Here is a 25866-nt window from a genome sequence, read left to right as displayed (position 1 = left end):
TCATTCACAAGGAGGAGTTTGCTATGCAAAGCCAAGTGATTGAAATGATCAGCGCGGTCAAGGAAGATCCTGAATTGGTCGCTAAGCTGGATGGACATTCGGACATTATTCATGATGCAGGACTAGATTCGTTGCAATTGGTTCATTTCATGCTGCAAGTGGAGGATGCATTTGATGTGGAGATTGATTTTGATTCCTTTGAGTTGGAACATCTCCGTTCAGTAGATGCGTTTTGCAGTTACATTCAAGAAATGAGCGATGCGGAGCAAGTGCCGCACCCGGAAGGTATGGAGACAGTCTGAACGTAGGGTAGACTTTGCCTGAAAATCCATTAAACGAGGTGTTAGCATGCAGCCCAAAAGCAATGTGCTGATTGATGAGAAGGCTTTCAAGCTCATCAAGCGTAACCTGAAAAACGCTTCCGTGTCTTATCGTAACGCAACACAGGACCCTGCTTTCAAAACGGACATGCCCCAGACGATCGGTATTAAGCTGACCAACCGTTGCAACTTAAGATGCACGCACTGCTTTGAATGGAACGAGGAAGGCTATCATCACCAGATGGATAAAGAAGAACAGAATATGGATCTTGCCCCGGACATGCTCCGGCAGATTTTGAGCGAAACGAAGGAGGTTAAGTCCCGACTGTACATGTGGGGTGGTGAACCGATGTTTCACCGGCGCTTTGATGAAATTTTGGACGTGCTGGCGGAAGATCGGCGTGAAATGACCTTTTGTACAAATGGACTACTCATTGATAAATATTTGGACCGGATTTTGGACTTGTCTGAAAATCTGGAATTGTTAATAGCGATTGAAGGTTTTGAAAGAGAACACGATTTAATACGCGGTAAAGGCACCTTTCAAAAAACAATGCGGCAGATGGATAAGCTGATTGAACTTCGCGATCAGGGATTGTACAAGGGACGGGTAACTGTCCATGCGGTCATTAACGATAACATGATCGGACGGATGTACGAATTTCTGCAAATGTTGGAGGACAAGAGGCTGGATCTGGTGCTGCTGACGTTCCCCTGGTACATTTCCAAAGAAACCTCCTTTAAAATGGATGAATATTTTACACGTAATTTCTCCTGGCTCCGACAACTTGAAGAAAAAAATATTAGTAGCTGGCATGCTTTCAAATATAAAATCAACCCGGCTAACATTGACCCTCTGATGCAGGAATTACAGCGGATCAATGAGCGGGTATGGAACATTCGCGTGCGCTATCAGCCCGGCTTGGATTATGAGGAAATTGATAAATTTATACATGGCGAGGAAATGGTCAGCCGTTGTTCCAATCATTGCTTGGCGCTCACCTCCAGAACAGATATTTTACCAGACGGAAAGGTTATGCCTTGCAAATTTTTCAGTGAGTTCACAATTGGAAGTTTGCGTGAGCACAGTCTGAAGGAAATATGGAATTCGGATGCGTATGAAAAAACCCGTCAAAAGATTAACCATGAAGGATTGACGCCGGTGTGCTCCAAATGCAGTGTATTGTATCTGCACGGGGCAGGCTCTCTGAAATACATTTAGTTTCCTATGGATCTCCTATGGATCTCCTATGGATATTGTTTGCTCCTAGATGGAAGAGAGAGGGATGATGACAAGACGTGACGACTAAAACGATTAACCTTGTGGAAGCACTTGCTCATGAACGGGATCATGGGGTCCTGATTTGGCTGTTTAATATCGGCGCAGAGCAAGTGTGGCATCCATCCCCCCGGAAGGGGGGCATGGTAGACCGGGATGAACAGCAGGTTGTAAACCGGATGGAGGAAATGAATCTCCTGCTATGCCGAAGTCAGGATGTCATTGTACTCCGTGAACAGCCGGATGAGGCATTTCTGGACATGCTTCAGCGGTTAGGCTTCAGCCTGCCGCGTATTGAGGTACCAGAGCCCTCTGATCCGCTAACGCCGATTTCAGAGCTGGTACTGGCCGATGACGCGCTTTTGGCACGATTACGCGCGGTTGCGGATGCAGGCCATAGCAGCGGTGGTACCAAAGCATGGCTCGTACCCTATGCGGTCACACCGCAGGAGGAAGCGATTGCGGAGCGTTGCGGGCTGGAGCTGATCGGCGCTCCATCTGCGGTGTGCGCCCAGGTGAATGATAAAATATTTAGCCGTCTGACCGCACAAAAGCTTGGTTTTGCTGTCAGCGAAGGCGCTGTGTGTGCAGATGAAGCGGCAATTCGCAGAGAATGTGAGAGATTGGCTGGCTTATCGGACGAGCCCGTGAAGCTGATTATTAAGCAGCCGCACGGTGCCTCGGGACAAGGCATGTATATGCTGGACGAGCTGTCCAAGCTGGATACACTGCTGAGTGTGATGAGACGCTTCGGCGGCTCGTCATCGTCTTCTGGCGGCTGGCTGGTGGAGCGCTGGCACAATAAGCAAATGGATCTGAACTACCAGCTCTGCATTGACGAGGGCGGTGGGGTGACGATGTTTTCACTAAAAAGGCAAAACGTAGACGGCACAGTCTATATCGGGTCCCAGGTTCCCGCTGATATTGGCGAAACGCTGGAGGAAGAAGTGAGACGATGCGCCTATCAGTTGGGAACGTATCTCTATTCCATCGGGTATACGGGAATGGCCTCCATTGACGGTTTTGTTGACGAAGATGGTTTGCTGGTTCCAGTGATCGAGATTAACGGCAGATTTACCCTGTCTACTTACATCTCGTTCCTGTCCTCTGTCTTGGGAGAACAGCATAAGACCTTTTCCCGTTATTATCGCAACGTGACCACTACACCTCTCACCTACAGCCGTTTGTGCGGGTTGCTGGCGGAGGAAGGCCTGCTATATACACCCGAGCGACCTGAAGGGGTGTTTGTTTATACGGCGGGCACTTTGTCTGGTATTCCTGTGAAGCGGGGCTATGTGAACCGGATTTTTACACTTATTTTGGCAGACAGTTGGCAGGAAGCTGATGCTTATGCGCACAAATTGGAAGGTATCATTGCTGGATTAGGATGCTCATAAATTAGGAGGGAATCGAGAATGAAAACAGACGTATACCATGTAGTACCTTTACTGGAAAAGGTTTTGAAGCTGGCTCCCGGCGAGCTGGAACAGCTCACTCCGGATCAGGATCTGCGAACCTTGGGGCTGAATTCCTTATCTGCTGTTGAATTAATTGTTGAATTAGAAAATGAGCTTGATATTACGATGGAGGACGACGATTTGGTGCTGGAGCATCTGTCTACATTGCAAGGCATTGAGCGTCTGCTGGGCAAATATGCATAAGGGCGCTGAACAGACAAGACCTAGGCTGCAATCCGATATGGGAACTCGTCATGATTCCATAGTTGACCATAGTGCAGAAGAAATCGCAAGCGCTCTCCCAGGGAAACATTGTGTATATTCTTCCCTGCGTACTTCATTGCGGAGGTATGGAGTGAACATGGCGGAAGCTGAGCTGTTCATGCTGTGTGGGAGTATGTGCGCAGAGTATGGTGGAGATTTGAAGCGCTTCGGGCCGGAGAAATATCCGGAGCAGCTTCAAGAAATGGCCGCCAGTGGCGGACCGGTTATTCGGGTAGAACCGTGGATCGAAGGAGTCAGCAATGAAACCGACCTGTTGCAGGTGCTCACATCCGGCTATGGTACGATGCTGCATACGTCTAGCACCGCTTTAACCTATCACGACGTATATGTGAAAAATTACCCAAGGGGCCATGTGATTGAGTTGTGCGGATTGGACTTGCAAGAACGGACGGCACAGGTGAATGATAGCTTCCTGCTCGATTCCTCGGGACATGCGATGACTTATGTGGGCTCAGCCCGGCTCGACGACCTCATGCAGGGCATTATTGAGTATGCATGGCTAGTGGAGCAGCCTGTCCCGCTTTCGCCAAGGGAGCTGCATGCTGCGTGTGCTTACCATATTCGTCAGTATGTGACGGGTGAGAAAGTTGCAACAGACCAGCAGGTCAAGCGGGGAGATGCAGGTTACCGGTCATTTGTCGATGACTTCCATCTGTTAGAAGACATGGAGGATCAGGAGTTTCGGACGTACTGTCATGAAATCTATTACAATCTGCGATTAGGCAGCGCTCTTCATTTGACAGATTATACAGCTGATTATTGCCGGCTGCATCAAGATACGCTTGGGCCGCAAACCCAGCATGTCATTGAATTGGCACAGGCACTTCACAGGGATTGGCACAAGCTTAATCTGCATATTTACAAAACAGGACTCCAACTGCGCAAGCATCGGATGCCTGAGATTACAGAGCGGGCTCTGCATTTGATTGAAAGACAGCGCCATATGCTGGAGGAATTGATGATTTTAGCTGAGCAAGCAGCCGAGTAGTCTAAGCATTCGGCTATATCAGGCATGTTCATCCAGGTATCACGCACAGAGGAAAGAGGAGGGGAATTCATTGCCGTCCATTACATTAAACCAATTGTCGAAAACGTTTACGTACTACAAAAAGGAGCCGGGCGTGCGCAAATCGTTACAAAATTTGTTTAAGCGTGAACAGCTGACCAAAAAGGCTGTGCAGGATGTTAGCTTTAGCATTGAGGAAGGTGAGATTGTCGGATTTCTTGGCCCAAACGGGGCGGGCAAAACAACGACGCTCAAAATGCTGTCCGGCATTCTCCATCCCACAGACGGGGAGGCATCGGTACTCGGCTTTACCCCGTGGAAGCGCCAAAAGGAGTTTAAACGTCAGTTTTCCATCGTAATGGGACAGAAAAACCAGCTCTGGTGGGATTTGCCTGCAAGCGAGTCGTTCGAGCTGAACAAGCTTATCTACGAAATCGATGATAACCGTTATAAAGAGGCGCTGGATGAGCTGGTCACTCTGCTTGGGGTGGAGGAGCAGCTGCATGTGCAGGTGCGGCGACTATCGCTCGGCGAGCGTATGAAAATGGAACTAATCGCCGCGCTGCTGCATCGCCCACGAGTCATTTTACTGGATGAGCCGACCATCGGATTGGACCTTGTTTCTCAGCGGCGGATTCGGGAGTTTTTCAAAGCTTATAATCGTACACACCGGACGACCATTTTGCTGACAAGCCACTACATGAAGGACATTGAGGATTTATGCACTAGGTCCATCATTATCAGTGGGGGCAGATTGGTGTATGACGGAGACTTGCACAAGGTGAATGAGGTCATGGGTGCTCGTAAACTGCTCAAGGTTCGACTGGAGACCCCTGTATCCAACCTGACGTTGGCGGGGCTCGGCAAGCTTCGCTCCAACTCGGAGCTGGAGGCGGTATTTGAGCTGGACGCAGAAGATACGTTGACTTGGTCCAAAAAGATTTTGGATGCACTGCCTGTCGTTGATTTTACGATTGAGGACGTCCCGCTGGAAGAGGGGATAGCCAATTTGTATGATGGGGGCAGGCTGGCCGATGCGAAATAACAAATATGTGAAGGTGCTCCAGCTTGGTATGCAAAACGAAATGGAGTATCGAGCCAATTATTGGCTACAAATGGCGGGATTTATGCTACCGATCATGACACAAATTTTTCTCTGGCTTGCGGTATTCGGTTCTTCAGGACAAGCAAGAGTGGTGGACTATTCTCTGCCGGAAATGCTGGTGTATGTGGTTATGGCGGGAGTAACTGGAAAACTGATTGCTACAGGCTTTGAATACGAAATTGCTACAGATATCAAGGAAGGTGGACTGGCAAAATTCATGGTACAGCCTGTACATTATTTTGCCTACCGTTTTTGCCGGTTTATTGGAGGCAAAGTCATACAGTCCGCAGTTGTGCTGCTGGCGGCTGCTATTTTGCTGTTATGCCTTAGCCTGGAAGGACAAATTAGCTTCGAGCTATCGTACATCCTGCTTTACATATTGGCGTTGCCGGGAGCACTTGTGCTTAATTTTGTGGTCTATTATGCGCTGAGTGGCATAGCTTTTTGGATGACAGAATCGGCGGGACTTTTTTATACGGTGTCGCTTGTCATTTATGTAGCTAGCGGTACTGTGTTTCCGCTGACGATTTTTGGAGATGCGTTGGCCCGTTTGTTCAGTCTGCTGCCGTTCAGCTATACCGTATTTTTTCCGGTGAATGCGTTGACGGGCAAGCTGACTGTGCTGGAAGCCGCTGAAGGCATTGGCGTGCAATGGATCTGGATTGCAGTGCTGGCGGCCGTATCGCGCTGGGTGTGGCAAGCCGGAGTCAAACGCTTTGTCTCGGTGGGAGGTTAACATGAAAAATGTTTTTCGAAACGTTGGACGTTACCTCAGACTGTACTGGAAATTTGTCCAGTTTTCCGTCATGTCGCAAATGGAATACCGCACTAATTTTATAAGTGCATGCCTGGTTGAAACCGCTTATTTGTTTATCAAGTTGCTATACGCATCGCTTCCATATCGCGCTGGGACGGACATTAACGGCTGGTCTCCCGATGCCATGCTCTTATATATCGGCGTGTTTACGATGATGAGCGGATTTTATAGTGGATTATTTTACAGTAATTTTACAAGCCTGCCTGACAAAATTCGCACTGGCTCACTGGACGTGCTCATGACCAAACCAGTATCGCTGCAATTTATGGTGACACTGCGTCAATTTGAACTGGGCTATACTGTGCCGAATGTCGTGGGCGGTGGAATCATGACAGGCATTGGCTGGTATCATCTGGGGTTGCCATTTGATGTAGAAACCGTGGGAGGATTTGCTGTGCTGCTCGGATGTGGAGTGCTTACGGCATACTCCGTGTTTTTGCTGCCCCAATTGCTGGCCTTCTGGATTATCCGCACGAACGGTGTTACAGAGCTGTCCAACAGCATTTTCGAGACAAACTACGTGCCGATGGCCGTATACAGTAACCTGATTCAGCGTATTGGCTTGTTTGTGCTTCCGGTGTTTGTCATATGTAATTTTCCGCCCATGTTCATTCTCGGTAAAATGCAACCCGGTTTGATGCTATGGGCCTTTCTCGCACCTCTCTGGCTGCTGGCGATTATCCGCTTGATATGGCAGTTTGCTCTACGTGATTATACGAGCGCGAGCCAGTAGCGCTACCGTGTAGTAGGTTCATAATGAAGCAGGAAAGGAAGCGAATCATATGAATGCGATACCGAACCAGCGTCATTTATATATGGGCACGTTCGAAGCGGAGGCTTACTGGCGAGATACCGAGCTAGCTTCCCTACCCGCCCTGCCTGACCGGGCTTCTTCGGCCATAGTAGCAGCTATGGATGAATTGCTTTTTAGCTTTTGCCAGCCGGGAGACGCCTTATTGACACGTTATGCCATTTCACCTGTGCACCGTCAGTATATCGCGCAGCTAGGCTTTCATCCGGCTGTAAACGAACGGGATTTGACTGACGGAATGGAACAGGCGGGCAATGTGTCGGCCGCATCCGTTTTTGAGCTGCTGAGCAGTCGCAAGACGGATGCCGATGAAGGTTTTCCTCAGTTGGAGGGCTGTGTGCTTAGTCCATTTGCGGGGTTGCCGCATGTGGAGGAGGCCGCACGTGCTTGGGGAATTACATTGCATCAGCCACCGCTGGAAACGATTCGCAAGGTAAATGCCAAAACCTATTCCTCTGAGCTAAAACGCAATCTAGGTCTGCGCAATCCAGGCCATATTGTGACTTCGTTTGCGGATGTCGCTGAAGCAGGACGTAAACTGCTGCGGGATGGAAGCTTTTTAATCAAGGATGATTTTGGCGTATCGGGCAAAGGCAATCTACACATTACCTCGACACAAATGCTGGACCGGGTCGTATCGTATTTGCGTGGACAGGAGCGTAAAGGCAAACGGGTACTGTTCCTGTTGGAGCCTTTTCTGGAGAAAGAGCAGGATTTTTCATGCCAATTCACGATTAGCGATGATGGACGTGTCGACATTATATCTGTGCAATGGCTGGCTAATACTCAATTCGCCTATCGGGAATCCCTATCGCCAGACAAGGCTTTTATGGAACGTTTGGAGCGCGACGGCTATTTTAGCTTGATGCAGGACGTGGGGCAGCAATTGTATCGGGATGGATATTATGGCGATGTTTGTATTGACTCCATGACACTTCGCGGCGGGAAGCTGGAGCCCATTATCGAAATTAATGCCAGAAAGTCGATGAGTTTGATCAAGCATCAGCTCGATACCTATCTGGCCGGGAAAAATATGCATGGCACGTTGACGAATTATTCGCTGTCCCATGATGGGAGTCTATCCTATGAAGAACTGCTGGAAGGGCTGAAAGGCGAGGGATTGCTATTCACAGGTGAGCGTGAGGAAGGTGTCATGCCTCTGGGAGCCAATACGTTATATGTAAACACAGGTGGACGAGACGGTGAGAACAAGACTGCAGGTCATACAACCACGCCAAGCAGAAACACAACCGGGCGCGGAGGCAGATCATCTGCCAAGCAGGTTCGCGTAAGTGGAATTGGAGCCAGCGATGGCGGACCAGAAGGGAACGGCATGAGTCAGCCTGATTTGAATGGTAAACAAGAAGCTGACGGAAATGAACGGGCACGAGGCAAAGGCCGGCTTTATTTGGAACTGGTTGCTGCGAGCGATGAGGAAAAAATGCGATTGACTACCAAGCTGGAGCGTTTTTTGGCAGAGCGACATTTTACAGTGCTGAATTAAACGGGAGGCGTATAAGCATGCGTAAGAGTACGGAGAAGCTTATGAAGGTAACGATTTTGTGTTCCGGTTTCGGATTGGGCTTTTATACCCCTGGCTTGCTGCTGCAAGCAGGTCTTCGCAAGCTGGGCATGGATACGGCGATCCATGTATTTGAAAATGTACTGCCAGAATCGGCCCGTCTCAAGGTCGACAAAAGTCGGAAAGCTTACCATGACAATTTTGCAGTGGCCTTAATGTCGCAAAAGGTTCCGCAGGATATGCGTCATTCACTGGACCCCGCAGCGATGGAAGTACTGCTGAACCAATGGATAGAAGAGGATCGGCGGTATTTTATATGCTTATCCGGTCATTGGATGTATGTACTGGAGGAGTATCGCAGGCGCAGAGAGCCGGAGTCGGTGTATGTGGACATCGTGTATATGGATTCGACACCTTCTCCTTCTTGGAAAAATCTAGCCAAGCATCATCCGCATTTTGCTGATGGCTGTGGAGAAACGACCCTGTTTGAAAATGATAAAAATAGAGTCAGCCACTATATTGACATCCCAGCAGTGGAGCATATCCCTTTTGAAGCACGGCAATCCCGCTTATTCGTACATGGCGGCGGTTGGGGGATGGGCACCTACCGTGAGAAGGTTGGACGGTTGGCAGAAGCGGGCTGGGAACTGGATCTGCTGCTGTATGATCAGGATCAGCCAGATGAACAGCGGGACAGTATACGCTATTTTCGGATGGACCCGCAATGGAGAACATGGCAACGAAATGAAGCCGGGGAGCATACATTTCCACCTTTCGGAGAGGTGAAAATGGGTGAGGAAACGGTGTATCAGGTCGGACCGGATTACCATTGCATGCTGGACCGAGCATGTCATGCCCAGGCCATTGTCAGCAAGCCCGGTGGCGGCAGCCTGACCGATTCGTTCGCTACAGCTACTCCGTTGATTATGCTGGAGCCGTTTGGTGTGCATGAGAAGCATAATGCGGATCTATGGGAACGTCTGGGGTTAGGCATGCGCTACGAGACGTGGATTGGAACCTATGGCGCCAGTGCTCAGATTCTGGAGGAAATGCATCGGAGGATCGTAGAGCTGCGCAGTCGGACGCCGCGTTATATAGAGTCCTATGTGAAGAGCATTCAAGTGCCATCAGGAATGGAGCAGGGATCATGAACGCGGCCGCGGCTGCGCAAGAACCTGCGATGCCAGATATTCGCTTTGGGATCATTGGCTGTTCTGCCATTGCCCCTCGTGCGTTGCTGGAACCGATCCGACATGTTGCAGGAGCACGCGTGACCGCGCTTGCGAACCGTACGGTTGCCAAGGCGGAAGAAATGGCAGAGCGTTATGGAGTCAATGTCGTTTATCAACATGCTGAGGATATGTTAAAAGACCCAGACATCGACGCTGTATATATTGCGCTCAGCAACGATTTACATGCTGAGTGGATTGGCAGAGCCTTACAAGCTCATAAGCACGTGCTGGTGGAAAAACCGTTATGCCTGAATACGGCTGATCTGGCTCCTTTGGCAGCTATCGTCGACCAGTGCAACGCTTATCTGCTGGAGGGAGTCATGGTGCAGCATCATCCCTGGCAACGTGAGCTGCGCAGAATCGTAGAATCGGGTCGCTATGGTCGCTTATGCTCCATAGAGACGAGTCTATGCATTCCGGCAAAAGAAGGGCATGCGGACAATTACCGATCCCGACCGGAGCAAGGCGGGGGCTGCTTTTGGGATCTGGGTGTGTACTGGCTCCAATTGCTTCAGGCCGTCGTTGGATTGGAGCAGGCGGAATTCCACAGTCAATCGGATTTCGATGGCCCCCATGGCTGTGACTGGACATTTCGTGCACAAGCCCGTTACCCAAGCGGACTAGAGGCATCTGCCCTCTTCTCATTTGAGCGACCTTATCGCTGTGCTCATGTACTGACCTTTGATTCGGCAGTAGTCACCTTAAAGGATTGCTTTCGGGCGAATTTAGGCTTTTATAAAATGACACTCAAGACGGAAATAAAGAAGGATATCGCGGTGAATATAACAGATACGGCAGCACAGTCCTTGTTATCACAGACATCCTCGCATAGCAAAACGGTTTTTGAGCCCATGAACTATTATGTCAATCAGTTGGATGCCTTCTGCAGCATCATCCGGGGTGAAACGGAGCCCATTCCATTTCATGAGGCTGCTGAACGCGTCAGACTGCTGGCAGCTATTCATCAAGCAGCACGCTCAGGCGAGGCGATCTATGCCATATGAGTATGATTGTGGTTTTCAATCGGTGAAATTCGAGTAATACCAAATACAGAGTATCCAAGCAAAGAAAGGAGGGATTCGGCAGATGGATCAAAAGGATCAAGTCTTACTGGAGCGATTCGGCGAGCATCCGACACCCTTTTATTATTATGATGGGGACGCGCTGCATGCTCACGTCAGCTCGTTGCTGGCCCGGTTACATCCGGCCGTGCGTGTACATTACGCGCTCAAGGCTAATGGTAACGTAGCCTTGGCTGGGTTGCTGCGCTCGTTAGGTTGCGGTGTGGAAATTGCCTCGGCTGGAGAAATGTTCGTCGCCATGGAGGCCGGGTATGCTGCGGAGGATGTGCTGTACGCTGGGCCGGGGAAAACGGTAGCCGAGCTGCGCGAGGCGATAGCCTGTGGGATCGGCTGCATCCATGTTGAATCGGTGAGAGAGCTACGTCTACTGGAGGACATTGCTGCCCAAACAGGCGTGTTTGTCAGAGCTGCGGTTCGAATCAATCCCGATAATGACCTGTCGGGAGCAACGATTAAAATGGGCGGTGTTCCGCGCCCTTTTGGAGTCGATGAAGGGCAGCTGGATCACTTTTTTAAGGTGCTGGAAGATTGCCCGCACGTATATTTTCAAGGCATTCAAGTGTATACAGGTACGCAAATGCTGAAAGCGGATCAGATTTTAGCTTCATTTGCGAATACCTTGCAGTTGGCAGAACGGGTGCAGGCTCAGTATGGTGTGGCGATGCATACGGTCAATTTGGGCGGTGGGTTTGGTGTACCTTATTTTGCTCATGAACAGCCGCTCGATATGGATCACGTCATTGACGGACTCAATGCACTCGCGGAACAGACTCGATCCAGTATGCCCGGGGTTAGGCTGATCATTGAAAGCGGCAGGTATTTGGTCGCTCAATCAGGCATGTATGTCTGCCGGGCGTTGTATACCAAGGAATCCAAGGGAGAGAAGTTTGTCGTGGCTGATGGCGGCATGAATCACTACGTCTCAGCTACCTTTCGGGGACGCCGCTTAAGGGACAATTACCCGGTGCGAATTATGCGCAGACAAGTGGGAGAAGAGGTTTCCACGGCGCTGGAGACGGTAAGCATTGTCGGTCCGCTTTGTACACCCGAGGATTGTATTGTGAAAAAAGCGGAGCTGCCCCCGATTCGCGAAGGCGATTATATTGCTTTTCCGAACGCAGGAGCCTATGGATTAAGCTACAGCCCATTATATTTTTTGGGACATGCTACTCCAGCGGAACTGCTCGATTATCGCGGGGAAGTGCATGTCATTCGTGAACACGGTGATCGCACGGACCTGCTGCACCATCAGCGTATGATTGCGTTGCCTGAGGATGTGATGTAAGTATGTAAAAACGCCAAAATCATAGGAGCCGATATCCATCGGACCTGTGATTTGGCGTTTTTTACATTTTCAGCATTGTAGTATTGACTTAACGTGCTTTGGAGCTGCGTATTTCCTGACGGACAAGCTGCCATACCATAAAGATCAGCACAAGGGCTTGTGGGACAAATGTTTCCCAAGTTGGATACATTCCCAACCAGCTAATAGAAGGAAGCGAGGACGCAGTGTGTCCCGGCAGCTTGCCTGCCACCTGAAGGGAATGAATACTTTCGCCCAGAAATCGGAATACGAGATAGTAGATCAGTATAGTGGCGGTCAGGAAAAAGGCGCGAATTGGCAACCTTACACTGAACTTGATGATCGCTAAAGCAAGGACGACCAGTATAACCGTTGCTGAGCCAATACCAATCAGCAATTGCGAGGTTTTAATGGCCGGAGCCATACCGATATAAAAAATAGCTGTCTCGGCTCCTTCACGTAGAATCGCGAGCGCAGAAACCGCAAAGAGTGACCATAGGCTGCCCCGTGCCAGCGCATTGCCCACGCTGTTTTCCACAAAGCGGTTCCACGCAGCAGCATTGGATTTGCTATGCAGCCAGTTACCGACCGTTAGCATCAGTACAACTGCTACCAGCCCGGTGACACCTTCCAACAGCTCACGCATGCTGCCCGATGCAGCAGCTGTCACCAACGAGGTGAACAGCACCGCCAGTATTCCGCTTAGCACCAGTCCTGTACCAGCTCCTGCCCATATCCATCGTCCAGCCACAGCTTCGCCGCTTTTTTTGGCATACGCGAGCAGAGCTGCGAGCACGAGAATGGCCTCCATGCCCTCGCGCAGCAAAATCAGTGCGGCATCCCATGCAGTATAAGAACGTTCCTCGGTCAACGGACGGAGCCTGTCCAGCATCTGATCAAGAGTCTGCAAGGCTTTATCCATATTCGGTGGGGAAGACAGCAGATATCCAGAAGTCTCGGTCATTTGATTTTCAATCGCAGTGTAAGACGCCGGATCGGAAATTTGTACATGTCCTTCGACAGAAGGCCATGTAGCGATAAACTGACCTACCTTGTCTGCGGCCTGCTCTGGCTGATTAGCTACAACATCTTGGCGTGCGGATTCGAGCAGGGTGACTGCATCGCCGAGGGAAGCTGTTGAACCATTCGCTGCTCCGGCAGCGGCATTGCCTGCATCTGCCCCTTGATCTGTGTTCACAAGTTTGCCCTGACTATAATCAGACAGCAGCGTCGTTAACTCCTGCATTTCCTTGAGAGCCTGTGCTTGACGTATGGGCTCTGCTTGCATAGAGATGCGAATAAGGCTGATTTTTGTTTCAAGCGAACTGTATACCGAAAAATGGTCCAGACGAATCGGGGTCTCCACCTGATACCAGGCTTTAACGATTCGGTCGTAATCCACCCGCGCAGCAGCCCAATCGCCTTTTTGCATGGCAGCCAGACTGCCCTTCGCCATAGGAAGCAGTTTTTCCGCTGCTTTAGCTCCGGCGGGAGCCGGTTGATCTCCTTCGGCAGCAGTCACAAACTCATTGACCGAGCGCGCCAGCACGGATAACGCAGCTTTCGCTGAATCCCCGCCGCCATGGGCAAGCGCCTCTTCTGCATCGGTCAGAGCTTGATCTACAGCCGCGATGTGAGCTGAATCCCCGCCATTTGCTTTGGCGGCTTCCCATAAACCACGGAATTCCTTTAGGTCCTTGGAGGCTTCCGTCCATTGGTCTTGTCCCGCCTCCACCAGTGCTCCGCCGACCACAGGCATCAGCTGATCATTAGAGACAGCTTTAGCATTTGATTGTGCGAAAGCAGCGGACCTGGAGCCGGATATGAAGGGAGTTACTGTCAGCAGCAGAGCCGCCACCAGCACAAACACCCACCCCAAGCTTTTATTGCGCCGATTCATATAAATCCCCTTCCTTGCCTGCTGCTAAAATAACGTATCCCCGATGTAGCCGCCTTGCGACACACCTGGGAAGCAGGCGAACACTGCGCTGCCTTTGTGTACAATGTATTCGTTCAGCTTGTCATTACGTGCAAGCTTCTCCTGAATGTGAACGAACTGCTTGAACAGATCACGCTGGTAGCTGATGAACAGCAGTCCGGCATCGAGCTGTCCTGTTTGTTTGTCTAATCCGCTTGAATAGGAATAAGATCTCCGCAAAATATTAATGCTCCCGTTCCCATGAGCCAATGCCACATGAGAGGTAGGGGGCGTAAGCGGCTTGCCTTCAGGGCTTGTAGCCGCCAGATCCAGCTTGTCAAACTCTTTGCTTTTGCCCAGTGGGGCACCGCTGCTGCGATGGCGTCCAAAGGTATCCTCCTGGTCACCTAATGTTGAACGATCCCATACCTCTACTCGCATACGAATACGGCGTACAGCCATATAGCTGCCGTCGCCCATCCATGCTGGTCCGTCATTGGTCTGTGTCCACACCAGCCGATTCATCTCGTCTGCCTTGGACGTGTCCGGGTTTCCCGTGCCATCTTTGAAGCCGAGCAAATTGCGCGGTGTGCTGCCCGCAGGATCAGCTTGTGCCGTCCGCTGGAAACCTTCCTGCGTCCAACGGAGTACCGCCGTTCCTCTGGCGATACGCGCCAAATTACGCAGGGCATGGAAAGCTACCTGCAAGTCATTGGCACATACCTGCACTCCGATATCACCGCCGCACCATTGCTCATCCAGGGCGTCTCCCTGAAAACGAGGCAACTCACGGAACCCGGCAGGCTTGAGCCCTGCCAGGCCATACCGTCCATCAAAAAAGGAGGGGCCCACCCCAAAAGTGATCGTCGTCCGGGACGGAGATAATCCCGCTGCCTCGCCCGTATCGGAAGGAGGGAGGTTGATATTTTCATTATCGGTGCCAAGCAGCACACCAGAAGTCATTGTAGCACTTGCTTCCGTCCAGGCCTTGAAGAGATTCCGCACCTGTTCCTTGTCGGGGGTTGTTAGATCGAAAGCGGCGAAACAGATAAAATCTTGTGCCGGAGTTACAATTCCCGCCTGATGTTTGCCGTAAAAAGGAACTACATCTTTGGTATCTGCCTCCGTCATCATGCTTTCGAGGCGTTGACTGGCTGACAGCACAGCGCCCACGCCCCCGCCGCCAAGCAGTAGACCTAATCCGCCTACCCCGGCCAGCTTCAATAGATCACGGCGTGATACAGATTTGCCTTTTCCTGATCGCTCATCATCCGCTGGCTGAGCATCCTTTTCTGTCAGATCAGACTGTTCATTACGGGATTCCGCATACTGCGACTTTTCTTGTCCTTTTTGCCGCTTAAAGCCTTTCATATCATTACACTCCTAACAATTTCCCCATTTGGGACAACGGTTCTGCCAAAGCATCAAGGTTCTGGCTTAGCTTTTTAATTTCTTCCGGTTTCAGTTTGGTATACGATACATAGCCTTCGCCGTCTTTGAAAGGAGCCAGCTCCTGCTGTAAGGCTGTAAAGCGCTCACCAATTTGTTTTTCCAACGCCGCGTCTTTTTGGTTCAGATCTGTTTTCAAAATGTCATAAATCTTTTGAGCACCTTCTACATTGGCCGCAAAGTCGTACAAGTCCGTATGAGAATAACGCTCCTCTTCACCCGTTACCTTCGAGGTAGATACTTCGTTCAGCAACTCGACTGCACCTGTTACCATCAAGCTGGCATCAATGTTAACTGTTTCTACTTTGGCACGCAGCAGCTTGGCATCACTCAGCAGGCGGTCGGAAAACTCGTCCAATCCTTTGGTGGTGTTTTCTTCCCATAATGTTTTCTCAATACGGTGAAATCCGCGCCAATCCGCTGCATCCACGTCACCGTCACGAGCGTCAATATTCGGGTCCAGATCGCCTAGTGCTTCCGCAATCGGTTCAATTCGTTCATAGTACATACGCGCTGGAGCATACAAAGCCTTGGCTTTATCCAGCTCGCCAGCTTTGACTGCGTTCGTGAATTCTTCTGTCTTTTTCACAAACGTATCACATTGCTCGGTTGCATAGGTACGGTAAGCCGCAACCGCTTGATCAAAATTGGGAGCAGTCGCCGCAGGAGTCGTGGTCTGTGTTGTTGCTCCTGTATCTTTGGATGTTGCAGCAGGCTGCTGATCCGCAGTTCCGGCTTGTCCGCAACCTGCAAACAGAATAGAAGAGACCAGCACTCCGGCCGGTACGGCATAACGTAGTTTCATAATCAATGAACACCCTTTCTGGCCAAACTGGCCCTGAACCATAGTCTGTAGCGCGATCTCTATAACGAATTATCATTTTTGATAATGATTATCAGTCGCATTTTTTCTTATCATAAGGCTGGCCTAAATGCCTGTCAATACATATTTTAGACACAAAGTTCAACTCGTCATTAAAGCTACAAGTAAGGTGCCTATGCCCATTTTTATCCGCACATTGAACCATACCTGAGCACATGACATAAAATGTGTTGACTGTATCCCTTAACCTTGTTACACCACACAAAACCCGAGCAAGGAGGGGTGAAATTGACGAAGGGTAACGACCAGAAAAACAAGTTTTTGTTAACTCACCGTGAACGTGAAGTATTTGAACTGCTCGTGCAGGACAAAACAACGCGTGACATCGCCGGACAACTATTTATTAGTGAGAAGACGGTGCGTAACCATATTTCCAACGTAATGCAGAAACTGAACGTAAAAGGTCGTTCACAGGCGGTCGTAGAATTAATCAGGCTTGGCGAATTAAAAATCTGACCTCTCGTTCCTTGCGGGGTACAAAGTCTTCTCGATGATCCTTCAACAATGAAGGGTGGTCGGGAAGGCTTTTGTTTTGATCATGCTGAGGATATGACGAAAAAAACGATTAAACCGCTGAAATATGTGGGAATTTGTGTATAAGTGGTGTACTATATAGATAAGGAAGAAAATACCATGCGTTTTCCAATAAGTTATATGAATAATTGAGGTGGAAGCTGTACCACAAAGTTGTATTTAGATAGAAATGCATCTGGTGATAGTCTAAGAATGAAATACAAATTAGCATGACGACAGGATGGAAGTTGAATCGGGTTTTTGCTTAGGACTACCTGTGGTATATTCTTGATCGGAGGTGAACGATAAGACATATGACACCCAACCAACACTCAATGACTTACACGCTGAACAGCGGTATAAAGGGAACAGTCGACCTATCCAGTAAACAGGTGCAGGAATGGATTAAAGCATATCGAATCGGCAGCAAATTTGTAACAGTTGTGGGCAAACAATATTTTGGTTTAAACCCTGAGTTGGTAGCAGATTTCAAGGTACATAATGAATACTCGGAGCAGAGAGAACACATATCCATGATACAGCCTGTAATGGAACGTAAAGCTGTAGATCTGGACCCACTGGTAGAAGCGTATAGTCAGTATAAAACATTAATTCAGGTAGAATGTAAATGTGGTGCTTCCTACATAGAAGAATCACCTCATAAGAGAACCAAGTGGTCATGCAAGGAATGCAACAATATTGTGTTCCTGGATCGTAAAAAGGGCATGGTGGATACGAATACAGGCAAGGCCTGGTACATGACCAACAAATACTATGTAGAAAGACAAAGCAACTGACAGATTGTCAGTTGCTTTTCTAACAGACTCGCACGCGTCTTTATATGCTTTTCACCATATATTAAATCCATACTTGGAAATGCTACTATATCTTTTGCCAAATAATAAAATTGATGTTTTGTACGCTTTGTAGTACATTATCAAGTGTATTATAAGGAGGCTTCTCATGTACGGACATAGACAAGATGATACTTTATACATCATGACTTACACATTAAATAGTGGTATCAAGGGCACGGTGCCTTTGTCTAATCAACAGATACAGGAATGGCTTGAGTGTTACAGAATCGGCAAGAAATTTGTAACCGAGATTGGCAAAGAGTACTTTGGACTGCATGCGGAACTGGTGGCTGACTTTAAAGTGCACAATCAGTATTCAAGCTATCAGGAGGTCATTATCCCGATTCAACAGCCGGATACTGGCTTAAGAGAGCTGTCTCAAGCTTACAAATCAACAGAAACCTTAATTAAAGTAGATTGCAAATGTGGTACATCGTATGTAACAGAATCCCCCTTCAAGCGGACCAAGTGGTACTGCACCAAATGCCGGGAGATTGTTTTTCTCGACAACAAAAAGGGAATGGTTGATACTTCTAGAGGCAAGGCTCATTATATGACCAATAAGTATTTTGTGGAACGGGAAACAACTGGCGTATAAGCCGGTTGTTTTTTTGTTCATAAGGTTTGTATACGTTCTGATTTTTTAAAACCGATTGCGCTACAGTGAAAAAGGGGAAAGATAAACCTTAAAATAAACGATAGTCAGGTGGTGAACGTCATCCGGGAAAATCGTACGAATGGTGCAAGAAACCGCATCAGCACGAACAATGTGTACATAAACGAAACGCTTCATTTGGAACAAATCATAAGTGACCTGCGTGTGATGGGCTATGTTGCCTTTCATCATCAGCCGCAAATTGCAGGTGAGCCTTATGAGCTGGATGAGTTAAAAAAGCAATTACTGTTGTTTTTTCAACAGCACCATGTATTGTGGATTGAGCTTGATCCGCTAACGCAATATGTGGTGGTGAATAACATGGGGAAGGCCACCGTGCTGAAACTCATTGGCCGGAAAATAAATCCGCTACGTGATCGGAGAGCGAACGCTGCTTTGGCGGGGCAGCCACTGCATGAGTTGGATCGGGAGATAGAACGACTAAATCGGCTGGTTCACCTGTTGCGCTACACTCGTTTTCCTTAAGCGACGGCATTAACGAAAAAAAGCATTCACGAGCATGCGTAATCACATGCTGTGAATGCTTTTTGGTATGTTATTTTTTACCGCATAAGATGAGTAAATCTACGGTGACATACGGTAAATCTATTTCCTGCATTCGCTGCCAGTCTGCTTCCGTAGCTCCCCACGATAAGGGAGTCATATGGAGCAAAGGCTCCACAAGGTCGGCATTTAGCATAAAGCGATAGGTTACTCGTTCGGCGGATAGAAGATTAAAGCTATCTTTAAACCGGCTTAATATATTGTCATTTGAATAAGTTGGCTTTTTCTGTTCATACAAGCATCTCAATTCCTGAAGATAATATGGTTCGGGAATGACCTTTAGAATGCAGCCATCCTCCGAAAGAATCCTTTTAAATTCAGCATAATTGGAAGGGGATAAAATATTGAGTATACCGTCAAATTGTTGATTTGCAAATGGGCAATGAGCGAGATCAGCAACACACCAGAGGGCATGAGGATATGCTTTGGCTGCGGCCACAATACCTTCTTTAGACAGGTCCATACCTACGCTTGTAAGCTCGGTGATTCCCTTCCAGGTAAGCTTATCCTGAATGTGGCTCGAAGGGGAACCTTCCCCGCAACCTGCATCCAGCAAGTACATATGTGATTTTTGATCGTACAGGGGTTTCATAAACTTCATCATCGTGCAGCTTATGGCTTCATTTAAAGGATCAAAAAATCCGCTATTGCACATCATTCTTCTGGAGTTAAATAGTTGTTTATCATATTTGGTTTTATGGGATCGGGCGGATAAATGTAAATACCCGTGTTTTGAAAGATCATAGCAATGCTGATTCGTACATAGGAAGCTTTTACCTTCCACTATACGCATGGGTTGAGAACATACAGGACAACTAAAAAGATGTTGATGCTTCCTGATAAGGCTAGCCTTCATCTCGTGTTTATTCCATTTGGACATAGAAAAGCACCTCGTTCATTCGTATTGGGTGAATGAAAAAAGGCACAGCCAAATAAACCCAACCCATTTTTTGAAAAAATGATTGAGTTTTCATGAACTGTACCTCACATTACCGTAAACGAATGAACTGAATAATCATGTTGTGCAGCACTCCTCTAAAAAAATAGAAAGGGCTTTCGCCCTCTCTATTGTAACTTAGCCATTAGAAGTTGTCATATGCTTACACAGATTTCAAAAACTCCACAATCGTCAGCAGACCCTTGTCGAAATTCTCCAAATTAAAATGTTCGTTTGGTGCATGCAGGTTTTCATCTGGCAAGCCGAAGCCCATCAATACAACTGGAGCACTCAGCACACGGGAGAAGGTTTCCACGATCGGAATGGAGCCTCCATCCTTGGTAAAGAGGGCACGTACACCGTATACCTTCTCAAAGGCATCCGCTGCTGCTTGTAAGAACGCATGTGACGGGTCGATGTTAAAGGCGTTCGCTTTCTCACCTTGTTGAATATCCAGGGTAGCTCCTGCTTGAACGTGTGCGCGTAAATGGCGCTCGATTTTGTCCAGAATATCTTGCGGATTCTGATTAGCTACCAAGCGGCAAGTGATCTTAGCGTGAGCTTCCTTCGGAATGACCGTTTTCGTACCTTCACCCTGGAAGCCGCCATATACGCCGTTCAGCTCCAGTGTAGGACGAGCCCCAACACGCTCGACGAAGCTAAACCCTTCTTCGCCATAGAGCGAATCAAGTGCAAGATCTTGTTGCAGCTTGCTCTCATTGAAGCCTTGCTTCGCAAATTCTTCTCTCATCTCTGCCGATAATGGAGCAACATCGTTGTAAAATCCTTCGACGCTAACGCGGCCTTTGTCATCATGCAGGGTTGCCAACAGGGACACCAAAGCATGCAGGGCATTCGGCACGCCGCCACCGAAGGAGCCGGAATGAAGATCCGTGTTCGCCGTGTGAATGGCGACTTCCAGTGAGCACAGTCCGCGCAAACCTGTGCAAATCGCAGGCTTCCCTTTTTCGATCAGAGAGGTGTCAGACACCAGTACAGCATCAGCTGCTAGGCGTTCAGCGCCGGTGTGCAAAAACTCAAGCAGGTTCGGACTGGACACTTCTTCCTCGCCTTCAATGCAAAACTTGATGTTCAGCGGCAATTTGCCTTCCTGCTTCAAAATGGCCTCAACCGCCTTAATGTGCAAGAAAACTTGCCCCTTATCGTCTGTCGCTCCGCGCGCATACAATTTTCCATCGCGAATGGATGGCTCAAACGGTGGCGTTTCCCACAGGTGAAGCGGGTCCACAGGTTGCACATCATAGTGTCCATACACAAGGATGGTTGGTTTGCCAGGTGCATGCAAATGGTCTGCGTACACTAACGGATGGCCTTTGGTTGGAATAATTTCAACGTTTTCCAAGCCTGCAGCAGTCAGTTTGGCCGCCAGCCATTCGGCTGCTTGATTAATGTCTTTTTTGTGCTCCGATAATGCGGAGATACTCGGAATGGACAGCCATTCCTGTAGTTCGCCCAGTTGTTGTTCTCTGGCTTTTTCAAAATATTCAGTATAACTCATAAACTATGTATCCTCCTTTTAAATGTAAATCGTGTTTATATTGCGCTATCCTCCGAACCGAGGTTGTGGACGATATGTCTAGTTTACTACGTTTTATGCTGAACGAAAAATAGGGAGAAAAAAAAACGATTCTGCCCGGGTCTGTACAGACCTGAGTAGAATCGCCTTTCATCATGAATAGGATGTACTTATGCTCGGATGTCCAGATGACCCCCAAGATGCGGTTGTACGCTTTTTTCCATCATCTGTACCAAAGCCTGTCCTTGTTCACTGGCCTGATCCTTAGCCATACCCAATACCTTCACACTTACGGCTTGAGCCAAGCTGGCCTGACTCATACCTGTGGATAATGCTGCGATATCCATGTTCCATCCTCCTTCATTTTGAAAATTCGCTTTCTCTGTATTTATCGGTAGGAATGGTTATTTTGTTTCATCCAATTGGAATTGTGTCAGTAAATCTTGAAGCTGCTCTGCCAGACGGGTCAAATCTGCGGCAGACGAACCGATCTCTTCCATGGAGGCGAGCTGTTCCTCTGCGGCTGCGGACACGGTCTCTGTATGAGATGCTGCTTCTTCAGCGATGCGTGTAATTTCCTCCATGCTGCTAACGACTGCATTCGTTCCATTGGCAACTCCCGCGGTAGAAGCGGCCACGTTATCGAGCTGCTTCGCTGATTTGGCTACTGCTCTACGGATGCGCGAGAAGGAGCGACCGGATAGATCAATGGAATTGATACCTTCCGTTACGCGTTCCTTGGCAGATTCCATAGCGACCAGGGCTTCAGATACACCGCTCTGTATCCCTTGAATCTGTTCACGAATTTGCTGTGCGGAATAAGCTGAGTTTTCAGCCAGCTTGCGGACCTCTGTTGCTACGACAGCAAAACCTTTGCCATGCTCCCCAGCTCGCGCTGCTTCAATAGAAGCGTTCAGTGCGAGCAGATTAGTCTGGCTAGCAATTTCCGTAATGACGGTGACAATCGTCCCGATTCGTCCGGAACGGTCACTCAAAGCGCTGACAATCGTATCGAGCTCTTCCACGGTAGTGCGAATTCCATCGATGGAGATGACACTATTGCCGATATGCTCACTGCCTGCATCCGACGCCTGAATAGCTTGTGCGGAATAAGTGGTCATTTCTGCCATGGTGTCGGTCATAGCTGTAATGTCAGCAGACATGCCGCTAACTCGTTTCTGATTATCTTTAGCACTGTCTACCTGACGTTCGCTGCCGGCAGCCACATCTTGAATGGCTATGGTCACATGCTCGATGGCACGGGTCGTTTGTTCTGCACCTGCGGCAAGCTCTTGCGAGGATGCTGACAAATTACCTGTCATTGCTTGAATTTCTCTAATCATGTTACGTAGGTTATCCACCATTTGTTGGAAATATCTTGATAACTCGCCAATTTCATCTGTGCTGTTCGTAGCCACGTTAATCGATAGATTACCTTGGCTGATAGCATCCATAGAATTACGCAATCTATGGATGGGTTTAAGGATACTGTTGATCAGCCACATTGCGAGCACACCAATGATGATGGCTGCAATAACCAACACTACGATTGTCGTGAGAAGAATAGGTTGGGCGGAGGCACGGGTTTCTGATTTGTCCATCGTTCCGGCAATTTTCCAGCCTGTCAACTCATTGGTTTTGAAAATCAGATGTTTAGCTACACCAGCGGCATTGTAATCGAAGCTACCCTCCTTGGAGTCAAACAATTGAGGCGTTTTTTCTCCCATTTCGGTACTCCCGCTGACTTCTGTCGGGTGAGTAACGATACGTTTGGTACTATCAAATATCACAATATAGCCATTTTGTCCGATTCTTAGCTTTGTGATTTCTTTTAAATTATTCAAATTCAGAGAAAGACCGAGAACACCGCTGTTGTCGGGAAGTGTACGTGAAATATACACAACGGGGACCTTGGCCGTATTGAGCCCGACAGGGCTGATTACGGTTTGACCGGGTTTCTCCATGGCCTGTTTATACCACGGACGCTCCCGTGGATCGTTTGTGGAGCCTACGGCTTTGCCGATAATGAGTTTACCTTCGGGAGTGCCTACAAACATATCAACAACTTCCGCATGCATTTTCAAATACACTTGTAATCTTTTTAGAATGGCATCATCTGCTTCAGCACTGTTATCACTAGCTGTCAATGTTGTGGAGTAATATTCGAGATCGGCGAGTTTGGCTTGAATCGTTTGAGTAACTGCGCGATCAGATGCAGTAACGCTAGATGTCGCACTGTCCTGTAATTGGCGATCTGTCTGGTTATATGCTGCCTGATAAGAGAAAGAGCCCACAATGATACTAGGAACAAGCATGACCAGCAGGAATGCCGCTGTCAATTTCTTGCGTAGTGTTAATGTTTTCAGTCGTTTCAGTTGTTTCATCAAACCCCTGCTTTCTATCTATATATTCATTCTAAAGCTTATACCATATGTATTTACTATCGGTTTTTTCGAGCTGAATTGATAGATTTATTACTAATTTGTCCAATACGCCAAAGAATTGCTTGCATAGCATGGAGTATCATGCAACTTGGAGGGATAAGGTATGGGTTTTTTTCTGGATATGAGAAGCTCCACCAGTTCATCAAAAACAGGGGAGGGTCCCGATATTCAATTGGGTCCAGTACCAGAGCGATTCGGTATGATTACGCTGCGAACCTTTCTTGTGCCGAGTCCGATTGTGACTTTTAGTGGTTCGATTGGCTTGATCGGTGAGCTTGGTGATACGTATACGGTGGAAATCGTACGTGGAGCCGACTATGATCCGAACGAGGTAGTCTACCGCGCCGAGGGGGTATTAGGCGTGACAGGATCTAATGAAACGCAAGCTTTTAATGCACAGGATCTGTCCGCTCCCTGGGCCATACAAACGGTATATTCTTCTTATATTTCCGGTGTTTCGACTACTGTCCGCAATGGTCCGGAAGTATTCACGGGTATCGCTTCAACTCCGTTTTTGTAAAATATATCAGACAAGTATTCTCCGGTTCAGAGCTCGCTGCCTGTTCATGGTTTTCCTATGATTAGGCAGCTGCGCTTTAAGCCTAGCAGCCACAGCCTGGGGTAGACATTTGCCGCAGGCTTGTGGCTGTCTGTACTCCTTACAACACCGAGAACATAAATGATATGGTTGTTGTGATTACTTCATGGTGTGTACAACAGAGTTGATTTGCTTTTACGGGCTGCTAATTCTTTAAAATTTCTTGCAAATACTGAGTCAACTCGTCTGCCGCTTTGGTATGGGCGAGGAGTCCGGGATGGCTGCGAGATCCTATCGTTTCTTCTGTCGTGTTCGGCAGTTGGAATACGGACACACTGCGATCCCTCGTTTTATTCTTGTACGCATCGACCGCCCGATAGATCGCTGACATCATCGGAGTACCAAGCATCCCATAGGCCCACACAATATGGGCAGTAGGATTGCAATTCCGAAGCTTGACAAGAAAGCGTTCGGTAGCGTTTTCAAAAGCATGTACATCTTCTTCATTAAATGTGCCATCCTCATTCAAACGTTGCTTATACACTTTCCCACTTACCGGGTCTGTCCATGCTGGAGAATAGAAGGCCCCACCGTCATTAGTCCCTAAGTTCACTACGACCACGTCTGGTTGCCAAGAGGTAAAATCATGATCGGCAAATGCTCCTAATGCTTCATTTCTCTCTCCGGTGAGCACACCGCATACCTGCTCATAATATGCCGGTATGTTCCCATGTGGATTGTTATCCCAGCTGGTTAGCACACCCCATCCGCTTTGTGAGAACACTCGGTAATCCGCATTCAGTGCCTCGGCTGTTATAGCTGTATAATTGCGTAGGGCTGTGAATAGCATAGGAACCCAGTCTGTCTCCTCCTTCGCTCCAATCGTTCCTTCTCCCGAAGTAATGCTGTCCCCGATAAACTCTACTTTGAGGGGCTTATCAGGGACCGGCAGCAATTCTCCGTCAACCTTCAGCGCATGAATTTGCAACAAGCAGCGCGGGTCCGAGCTCATAGGCTGGACATCCTTGACGATACGGACATTTTTGACCGTGTCAGAGTTCAACCCTCTCAAAAGACAGATCCAATGTCGCCCAGCGGTCACCATCAGGCGACTCATCGGGACACCATTGATGACAATACTGATCCAGGGCTCATATACCTGATAATCGGCTTCTATTTCAATCCATAGCTCTGAGCCTTTCATATTTAATTCAATGCCGCTGCCTGTCCAAAATAGAGTGAGAGGGGTGAGTGTTGGCGTAGTTCGACCATGAACCTTTACATGCTTTGTTTTTGCAATTGGATATGTCTTCAATCTCTTGTTATGTGACATATTCAACATCCTCCTCATG

The 25866-nt window shown here is 48.4% G+C and carries 25 protein-coding genes and 1 pseudogene; 17 read left to right on the top strand and 9 right to left on the bottom strand.

Annotation, left to right across the window (positions count from 1 at the left end):
* Positions 1 to 23: 23 nt before the first annotated feature.
* The 12 genes from HFE01_RS21950 (at position 24) to HFE01_RS21895 (ending at position 12201) form a co-directional block, all read left to right on the top strand.
* Positions 24 to 302, top strand: coding sequence for an acyl carrier protein (locus HFE01_RS21950; protein ID WP_016818495.1), 279 nt, complete (start codon positions 24 to 26; stop codon positions 300 to 302).
* Positions 303 to 348: 46 nt separating this feature from the next.
* Entirely contained in the window at positions 349 to 1542 is a 1194-nt protein-coding gene (locus HFE01_RS21945; RefSeq protein ID WP_016818496.1) for a radical SAM/SPASM domain-containing protein, read from the top strand.
* Positions 1543 to 1619: 77 nt separating this feature from the next.
* A complete protein-coding gene (locus tag HFE01_RS21940) occupies positions 1620 to 2996 on the top strand; it encodes a preATP grasp domain-containing protein (RefSeq protein ID WP_019688470.1) in 1377 nt (458 codons plus the stop codon).
* An 18-nt stretch (positions 2997 to 3014) separates the two neighbouring features.
* Positions 3015 to 3260, top strand: coding sequence for an acyl carrier protein (locus HFE01_RS21935; RefSeq protein WP_016818498.1), 246 nt, complete (start codon positions 3015 to 3017; stop codon positions 3258 to 3260).
* A complete protein-coding gene (locus HFE01_RS21930; protein WP_019688469.1) occupies positions 3253 to 4329 on the top strand; it encodes a hypothetical protein in 1077 nt (358 codons plus the stop codon). The genes HFE01_RS21935 and HFE01_RS21930 overlap by 8 nt, the downstream gene beginning before the upstream one ends.
* 70 nt (positions 4330 to 4399) lie before the next feature.
* On the top strand, positions 4400 to 5392 hold the full coding sequence (locus HFE01_RS21925; protein ID WP_016818500.1) for an ABC transporter ATP-binding protein: 993 nt from the start codon (positions 4400 to 4402) through the stop codon (positions 5390 to 5392).
* A complete protein-coding gene (locus HFE01_RS21920; protein WP_016818501.1) occupies positions 5382 to 6188 on the top strand; it encodes an ABC transporter permease in 807 nt (268 codons plus the stop codon). The genes HFE01_RS21925 and HFE01_RS21920 overlap by 11 nt, the downstream gene beginning before the upstream one ends.
* A 1-nt stretch (position 6189) precedes the next feature.
* Positions 6190 to 7002 (top strand): ABC transporter permease, encoded by an 813-nt coding sequence (locus tag HFE01_RS21915; protein WP_016818502.1) that lies wholly within the window; start codon positions 6190 to 6192, stop codon positions 7000 to 7002.
* 49 nt (positions 7003 to 7051) lie between these two features.
* Positions 7052 to 8584, top strand: a complete 1533-nt coding sequence (locus HFE01_RS21910; RefSeq protein WP_016818503.1) for an ATP-grasp domain-containing protein — start codon at positions 7052 to 7054, stop codon at positions 8582 to 8584.
* A 17-nt stretch (positions 8585 to 8601) separates the two neighbouring features.
* A complete protein-coding gene (locus HFE01_RS21905) occupies positions 8602 to 9753 on the top strand; it encodes a hypothetical protein (protein ID WP_016818504.1) in 1152 nt (383 codons plus the stop codon).
* Complete coding sequence (locus HFE01_RS21900; RefSeq protein ID WP_016818505.1) at positions 9750 to 10838, top strand: Gfo/Idh/MocA family protein; 1089 nt, start codon at positions 9750 to 9752, stop codon at positions 10836 to 10838. Before HFE01_RS21905 ends, HFE01_RS21900 begins: the two co-directional genes overlap by 4 nt.
* 82 nt (positions 10839 to 10920) lie before the next feature.
* Positions 10921 to 12201: a type III PLP-dependent enzyme gene (locus HFE01_RS21895; RefSeq protein WP_016818506.1), complete on the top strand. Its 1281-nt coding sequence runs from the start codon at positions 10921 to 10923 to the stop codon at positions 12199 to 12201.
* 88 nt (positions 12202 to 12289) lie between these two features.
* Here the strand turns inward: HFE01_RS21895 and HFE01_RS21890 are convergent, their stop codons facing one another.
* The 3 genes from HFE01_RS21890 to efeO are packed head-to-tail and all read right to left on the bottom strand — an operon-like array spanning position 12290 to position 16391.
* Positions 12290 to 14119, bottom strand: a complete 1830-nt coding sequence (locus HFE01_RS21890) for an FTR1 family iron permease (RefSeq protein WP_045244858.1) — start codon at positions 14117 to 14119, stop codon at positions 12290 to 12292.
* 24 nt (positions 14120 to 14143) lie between these two features.
* A complete protein-coding gene (gene efeB / locus HFE01_RS21885; protein ID WP_016818508.1) occupies positions 14144 to 15508 on the bottom strand; it encodes an iron uptake transporter deferrochelatase/peroxidase subunit in 1365 nt (454 codons plus the stop codon).
* 4 nt (positions 15509 to 15512) lie between these two features.
* Positions 15513 to 16391 carry an iron uptake system protein EfeO gene (gene efeO / locus HFE01_RS21880; protein ID WP_016818509.1) on the bottom strand — a complete coding sequence of 293 codons (879 nt, stop codon included), beginning with the start codon at positions 16389 to 16391 and terminating at the stop codon, positions 15513 to 15515.
* Between the two features lie 306 nt (positions 16392 to 16697).
* Here efeO and HFE01_RS21875 point away from each other — a divergent pair, with 306 nt between their 5' ends.
* The 4 genes from HFE01_RS21875 to HFE01_RS21860 all read left to right on the top strand — a co-directional run bounded on the left by HFE01_RS21875 (position 16698) and on the right by HFE01_RS21860 (position 18980).
* Positions 16698 to 16925 (top strand): helix-turn-helix domain-containing protein, encoded by a 228-nt coding sequence (locus HFE01_RS21875; protein WP_013372773.1) that lies wholly within the window; start codon positions 16698 to 16700, stop codon positions 16923 to 16925.
* Between the two features lie 371 nt (positions 16926 to 17296).
* Positions 17297 to 17779: a hypothetical protein gene (locus HFE01_RS21870; RefSeq protein WP_016818510.1), complete on the top strand. Its 483-nt coding sequence runs from the start codon at positions 17297 to 17299 to the stop codon at positions 17777 to 17779.
* A gap of 166 nt (positions 17780 to 17945) precedes the next feature.
* Positions 17946 to 18437 carry a hypothetical protein gene (locus HFE01_RS21865; RefSeq protein ID WP_013372771.1) on the top strand — a complete coding sequence of 164 codons (492 nt, stop codon included), beginning with the start codon at positions 17946 to 17948 and terminating at the stop codon, positions 18435 to 18437.
* A 108-nt stretch (positions 18438 to 18545) separates the two neighbouring features.
* Positions 18546 to 18980, top strand: a complete 435-nt coding sequence (locus tag HFE01_RS21860; RefSeq protein ID WP_016818511.1) for a hypothetical protein — start codon at positions 18546 to 18548, stop codon at positions 18978 to 18980.
* A gap of 70 nt (positions 18981 to 19050) precedes the next feature.
* On the opposite strand, the gene HFE01_RS21855 is transcribed toward HFE01_RS21860, so the two are convergent.
* The 5 genes and pseudogenes from HFE01_RS21855 to HFE01_RS21840 all read right to left on the bottom strand — a co-directional run bounded on the left by HFE01_RS21855 (position 19051) and on the right by HFE01_RS21840 (position 23916).
* Positions 19051 to 19650 (bottom strand): methyltransferase domain-containing protein, encoded by a 600-nt coding sequence (locus HFE01_RS21855; protein WP_230877302.1) that lies wholly within the window; start codon positions 19648 to 19650, stop codon positions 19051 to 19053.
* Between the two features lie 132 nt (positions 19651 to 19782).
* Positions 19783 to 19914 (bottom strand): annotated as a pseudogene (locus HFE01_RS27705) (putative RNA methyltransferase); the annotation flags it as partial.
* Between the two features lie 244 nt (positions 19915 to 20158).
* Positions 20159 to 21514, bottom strand: coding sequence for a dipeptidase (locus HFE01_RS21850; protein WP_017427362.1), 1356 nt, complete (start codon positions 21512 to 21514; stop codon positions 20159 to 20161).
* A gap of 188 nt (positions 21515 to 21702) precedes the next feature.
* On the bottom strand, positions 21703 to 21879 hold the full coding sequence (locus HFE01_RS21845) for a YjfB family protein (RefSeq protein WP_016818514.1): 177 nt from the start codon (positions 21877 to 21879) through the stop codon (positions 21703 to 21705).
* A 57-nt stretch (positions 21880 to 21936) separates the two neighbouring features.
* Complete coding sequence (locus tag HFE01_RS21840; protein ID WP_019688459.1) at positions 21937 to 23916, bottom strand: methyl-accepting chemotaxis protein; 1980 nt, start codon at positions 23914 to 23916, stop codon at positions 21937 to 21939.
* A 163-nt stretch (positions 23917 to 24079) separates the two neighbouring features.
* Between HFE01_RS21840 and HFE01_RS21835 the strand changes: the two genes are divergently transcribed.
* Positions 24080 to 24496 carry a hypothetical protein gene (locus HFE01_RS21835; protein WP_019688458.1) on the top strand — a complete coding sequence of 139 codons (417 nt, stop codon included), beginning with the start codon at positions 24080 to 24082 and terminating at the stop codon, positions 24494 to 24496.
* Positions 24497 to 24719: 223 nt separating this feature from the next.
* Here the strand turns inward: HFE01_RS21835 and HFE01_RS21830 are convergent, their stop codons facing one another.
* Positions 24720 to 25847 (bottom strand): SGNH/GDSL hydrolase family protein, encoded by a 1128-nt coding sequence (locus HFE01_RS21830; RefSeq protein WP_167438368.1) that lies wholly within the window; start codon positions 25845 to 25847, stop codon positions 24720 to 24722.
* Positions 25848 to 25866 lie beyond the last annotated feature (19 nt).

Origin of the sequence: Paenibacillus sp. EKM10P (genome assembly GCF_011800655.1) — a bacterium.
In the GTDB taxonomy this organism is placed as follows: domain Bacteria; phylum Bacillota; class Bacilli; order Paenibacillales; family Paenibacillaceae; genus Paenibacillus; species Paenibacillus polymyxa.
This window is presented reverse-complemented; position numbering and strand designations above follow the sequence as displayed.